The 5,682-nt window shown below is 30.6% G+C and carries 3 protein-coding genes and 1 pseudogene; 2 read left to right on the top strand and 2 right to left on the bottom strand.

From position 1 onward, the window contains the following. Together ABY863_RS12485 and ABY863_RS12480 are read right to left on the bottom strand one after the other, a co-directional pair. Positions 1 to 305, bottom strand: a pseudogene (locus ABY863_RS12485) (hypothetical protein); the annotation flags it as partial. A 118-nt stretch (positions 306 to 423) separates the two neighbouring features. Then, positions 424 to 843, bottom strand: coding sequence for a hypothetical protein (locus ABY863_RS12480; protein ID WP_372795332.1), 420 nt, complete (start codon positions 841 to 843; stop codon positions 424 to 426). Positions 844 to 1,182: 339 nt separating this feature from the next. Here ABY863_RS12480 and ABY863_RS12475 point away from each other — a divergent pair, with 339 nt between their 5' ends. Then, positions 1,183 to 1,965 carry a sulfite exporter TauE/SafE family protein gene (locus tag ABY863_RS12475; protein WP_372795330.1) on the top strand — a complete coding sequence of 261 codons (783 nt, stop codon included), beginning with the start codon at positions 1,183 to 1,185 and terminating at the stop codon, positions 1,963 to 1,965. 174 nt (positions 1,966 to 2,139) lie between these two features. Next, a partial coding sequence (gltB, locus tag ABY863_RS12470) for a glutamate synthase large subunit (RefSeq protein ID WP_372795334.1) occupies positions 2,140 to 5,682 on the top strand: 3,543 nt, incomplete at its 3' end.

Here is a 5,682-nt window from a genome sequence, read left to right as displayed (position 1 = left end):
GAAGTTTTCATTCCAAAAAAATCTGGTCCTGAAATAGAAGCTTTTAAACGGGATTGAATTGCTAAAATATTGAAGTTTGATTGATCATTTAAATCTTCTCCATTAACAATATTCTCTGCTGAAGGTAAAATATTAAAATGGCCTTCTCTTGCATTTACAATTTGACGGGTGTCAAACATAAAATCTGTTTTAACAAAGCCACTCCATTTAACCCCAAAATCTGGCTCAGTAGAAGTAGACTGACCATAACTGTAGTACGTTAATCCCAAAAAAGCAATTAACAAAACTGAAAGTTGTTTTTTCATAAAAATAAATTTGGTTGATTAATTAAGTTATACACTAAAAAATATTTTTAGGCACCACAATATGGAAATAAAAATGAATCATCTCAAATTTTATATATATATGTGTAAACAAGTATAGCTATCCTTTAAAACGCTCCCAACGAATTAACATATATTTATCACCTAGTTCAGTTACTATAACACCTGCTCCTATTAAATTTTTATTATCTGAAAAGTATTTTGTTAGTTCAATTGCATTTAGTATTTTATAAGTTGAATGATATTCAATACTGAACGGACGCTTAACATTGTATTTTTTTACCCAATTAATTATACTTACATGAGAAATACCTAAGATGCGTTCAATTTCTCTATAACTTAATCCTTCTAAATATAATTGCAAGGCCTTATTTACATAATAAGAATCTATTTCTTTGCCAAGTTTATTAACTGTAAAATAATAACTGCATTTTTTACATTTATAGCGCTGCCTACCCTTAATTACACCACTTTTAACATATTCATTTGAGCTACAATTTGGACAAAATTCAATTTTCATATATACTTATTTTGCATAAATATATTAATTTAGCAACATATAATAAAATAAAATTAGTTCTTTTTATAATTATTCCATAAAAAAATCAACTAAAAATTGTCTATTTAGTAGTTTTAAGAATACATACTTAAACAATCTATAAATCGTTAGATTATAAATTTAACTGAATGACTATTTGATTAAAAGGGTAAATACTATTATTTTTAAGCCTTATTCATTCTTTTAATGATTCACCTAAAGTTATTTATAAATAATAATTGAGTTATTTTTATCATAACTATCTCCAATTTCGGATTACATAAAAAAAGTAATAGTAACTTTACCAAAAAACTAAAATTTATGACTATATCTTTACTTTTAGATACCTTGCTTTCAAACTGGGAAGTGATTTTATTGTTTTTTTTAGTCGCAATTTTATACTCATCTGTTGGTTTTGGTGGAGGGTCTAGTTATTTAGCTGTTCTTGCATTAACTTCATTAGCTTTTATTCATATTAGAGCAATTGCCTTATTATGCAACATAGTTGTAGTATCTGGTGGTACTTTCATTTATATGAAAAACAATCTTTTTAATTGGAAAAAAATAATTCCATTAGTTTTAATGAGTGTTCCGCTTGCTTTTTTAGGTGGTTATCTAAAAATTAGCCAGACTTTCTTCTTTATTTTATTAGGTTTAACTCTTTTACTTGCTGCAATTTTAATGTGGACATCTAAATATATTTCAAAAAAAGGGAATGAATCAAACTTTAAAAATTCCATAACTAAAGATGTTTCTTATGGAGGTTTTATAGGGTTTATTTCAGGAATGGTAGGTATTGGCGGGGGTGTATTTTTAGCACCTCTTTTACATTTAACAAAATGGGACACACCTAAAAGAATTGCTGCAACATCAAGTTTTTTTATTCTTGTAAATTCTATTGCTGGTTTGGGTGGGCAATATTTAAATCCTGAATTTTCTATAGAGCCTACTATTACAATAATATTGATGTTTACTGTATTTATTGGTGGTCAAATAGGCTCAAGATTAAGCGCTAATTTTATTTCTCCTTTAAATATTAAAAAAGGTACCGCATTATTAATAGCTTTTATAGGGGTCAAAATTTTATGGAAATATTTAATGTAGTTGAAACATCCTAATATTACATAATTCCTAAAAAAATTCCTTCTAAATTATTTTATTCATTATATACAAAGTTTTATTCGTTTCACTGTAATAATTACAACGTTTTCGTAATTTTTTAAAGTATTCATTAATAAATTATCTATTTTTGTAAATATCCTACAAATAGATATTATGATAAAAAAACAAGGACTTTACTCCCCAGAATTTGAACATGAAAATTGTGGAGCTGGTTTTATTTGCAACTTAAAAGGTGAAAAAACGAATCAAATCATACATGACGCACTAGAAATTTTAGTAAAACTAGAACATCGTGGTGGAGTTAGTTCTGATGGTAAAACAGGAGATGGTGCTGGGTTATTAATTGATATCCCTCACGAATATTTTAATAGAGTTTGTAAATTTAAATTACCTGCAAGAAGAGAATATGCCGTTGGTATGGTTTTTTTTCCAAAAAATAAAAATCAGTATAATTATTGTAAAGACGTTTTTGAAAAAGAAATATTAAATCAAGGTTTAGAAATTTTAGGGTGGCGAGAAGTTCCTGTAGATTCTTCACAACTTGGTGAAATTGCGCTTGCATCAGAACCAACTATCAATCAAATATTTGTTGGCAAAGGTTCCATTAAAGATGAACATATTTTTAAAGCAAAATTATATGCAGCTCGAAAAATAACAGAACATACTATTGCAGCTTCAAAAATGTCTGAAACCTCGTACTTTTATGTTACTAGTTTTTCACATACTACCTTAATTTACAAAGGTATTATTATGCCTGAAGATATTGGTCCTTATTTTATTGATTTACAACAGCCAGATTTAGTAACTAGATTAGCTTTAGTACATCAACGATTCTCAACAAACACAATGCCTTCATGGGAATTAGCACAACCTTTTAGATTAATGTGTCAAAATGGAGAAATAAACACATTAAGAGGTAACGTTGGTAGAATGCGTGTACGTGAAGAAATTATGCAAAGTGAAATATTTGGTGATCAAATTGAAAAATTATTTCCAATTATTTTACCCGGAAAATCTGATTCCGCCTCCATGGATATGGTAGTTGAATTACTTGCATTATCTGGTAGATCTTTACCTGAAGTAATGATGATGATGGTTCCTGAAGCATGGGAAAAACATGCAACCATGTCTGAAGAAAGAAAAGCATTTTACGAATACAATGCCTGTATTATGGAACCTTGGGATGGCCCAGCTTCTATTCCATTTACAGATGGAGATTATATTGGCGCCTTATTAGATAGAAATGGATTAAGACCTTCAAGATATACGGTTACAAAAAGCGGAAAATTAATTATGTCTTCTGAAATTGGCGTAGTTGATATAGCCCCTGAAGACATTGAAAGACATGGTAGATTAGAGCCTGGTAAAATGTTTCTAGTTGATATGAATGAAGGTAGAATTATTAACGATGAAGAAATAAAATCTAAAATTGTTTCAGAAAGACCTTATAAAAAATGGTTGGATGCTACTCGTAAAAATTTAATAGAAATCCCTGATACCAATGAGGCTTTACCTATAGAAAACACAGATCTTAAAACACGCTCTCGTTTGTTTAATTATACCACTGAAGATATTCAAGTAGTTGTTACCCCTATGGCACAAAATGGTAAAGAAGCTTTAGGATCTATGGGAATTGACACTCCTCTTGCTGTTTTATCAGATAGACCTCAACTAATTTCTAACTATTTTAAACAACTATTTGCCCAGGTTACCAATCCACCTTTAGATGGAATTAGAGAAGAGATTGTTACAGATATCAGTTTAAATTTAGGAAAAGATAGAAATATTTTTAGTATTACTGAACGACAGTGTAGAAAACTTCGAATTCAGAATCCAGTAATCTCAAACAATGATTTAGAAAAAATTAGACATATCTCTCTAAATGATTTTAAATCAATTACCATCGAAATTCTTTATAAAAAAGAAAGAGGCTTAAATGGTTTAGAAGACGCTTTGGAAGATATTGTAAATCAAGTTTCTAAAGCTGTAGATAACAAAACAAATATTATTATTCTATCAGATAGAGGCGCTAGTAAAGAATTTGCTCCTATCCCTTCTCTGTTAGCTTGTTCATATGTAAATCATTCATTAAATAGATTAAGAAAACGTTCTTATTTTGATATTATTATTGAATCTGCAGAGCCACGTGAACCGCATCAATTTGCTACTTTATTTGGTTATGGAGCTAGTGCTATAAATCCATATATGGTAAATGAACTTATTCGCGTTCAGGTTAAAAAAGGGTTTATAACAGGTATTGATGAACAAAAAGCTGTAGACAATTTTAACAAAGCTATTGGGCAAGGTATTTTAAAAATTATGAATAAAATTGGAATCTCTACATTACACTCATATAGAGGTTCACAAATTTTTGAAATTGTTGGTTTCAACTCTAAATTTGTTGAAAAATACTTTCCATACACCACTTCAAGAATTGAAGGTATTGGATTGTATGAAATTGAAAAAGAAATTTCTAAAAGATACGAATATGCCTATCCTAAAACTTTAATTAAAAACAGATTAGGCTTAAATATTGGTGGTCATTACAGATGGAGACGTGGTGGAGAAAAACATTTATTCAACCCAACAACCATTTCTAAATTACAACAAGCCGTTCGGTTAAGTGATCAAAAAAGTTATGACGAATATGCAAAAGCCGTAAATGACCAAGCAGAACACTTAATGACAATTAGGGGTTTATTCGAATTCAATAACTTTGACCCAATTCCAATTGAAGAAGTTGAACCTTGGACTGAGATTGTAAAACGTTTTAAAACGGGTGCAATGTCCTATGGTTCTATATCAAGAGAAGCGCATGAAAACTTAGCCATTGCAATGAATCGTATTGGAGCTAAAAGTAATTCAGGTGAAGGTGGTGAAGACAGAAGACGTTTCCAAAAAGATATGAATGGAGACAGTCGTAATTCTGCAATTAAGCAAGTTGCTTCTGGGCGATTTGGAGTAACTTCTCATTATTTAACAAATGCTGAAGAAATTCAAATTAAAATGGCACAAGGTGCAAAACCTGGGGAAGGTGGTCAATTACCTGGTGAAAAAGTATTACCGTGGATTGCCGCAACCAGAAATTCTACACCTTATGTTGGTTTAATATCTCCTCCTCCACATCACGATATTTATTCTATTGAAGACTTAGCGCAATTAATTTTTGATTTAAAAAACGCCAATCGAGAAGCACGTATCAATGTAAAATTGGTTTCTGAAGTTGGTGTTGGTACTATTGCTGCAGGTGTAGCAAAAGCAAAAGCAGATGTTGTTTTAATTGCAGGTTATGATGGTGGTACAGGTGCTTCACCTTTAACTTCACTAAAACATGCAGGTTTGCCTTGGGAACTTGGTTTAGCCGAAGCACAACAAACATTGGTGTTAAATAATTTAAGAAGTAGAATTGTAGTAGAATGCGACGGACAATTAAAAACTGGTCGTGACGTTGCAATTGCGGCACTATTAGGAGCTGAAGAATTTGGGTTTGCCACTGCCCCATTGGTAGCTTCTGGCTGTATTATGATGCGAAAATGTCATTTAAATACCTGTCCTGTAGGTATTGCAACCCAAGATAAAGAGTTACGAAAAAACTTCAAAGGCACACCCGAACATGTAATTAATTTCTTCTTTTATATTGCTGAAGAATTAAGAGGTATTATGGCTCAGCTAGGATTCAGAACTATGGATGAAATGATT

Source organism: Lutibacter sp. (genome assembly GCF_041562875.1).
GTDB lineage: Bacteria > Bacteroidota > Bacteroidia > Flavobacteriales > Flavobacteriaceae > Lutibacter.
This window is presented reverse-complemented; position numbering and strand designations above follow the sequence as displayed.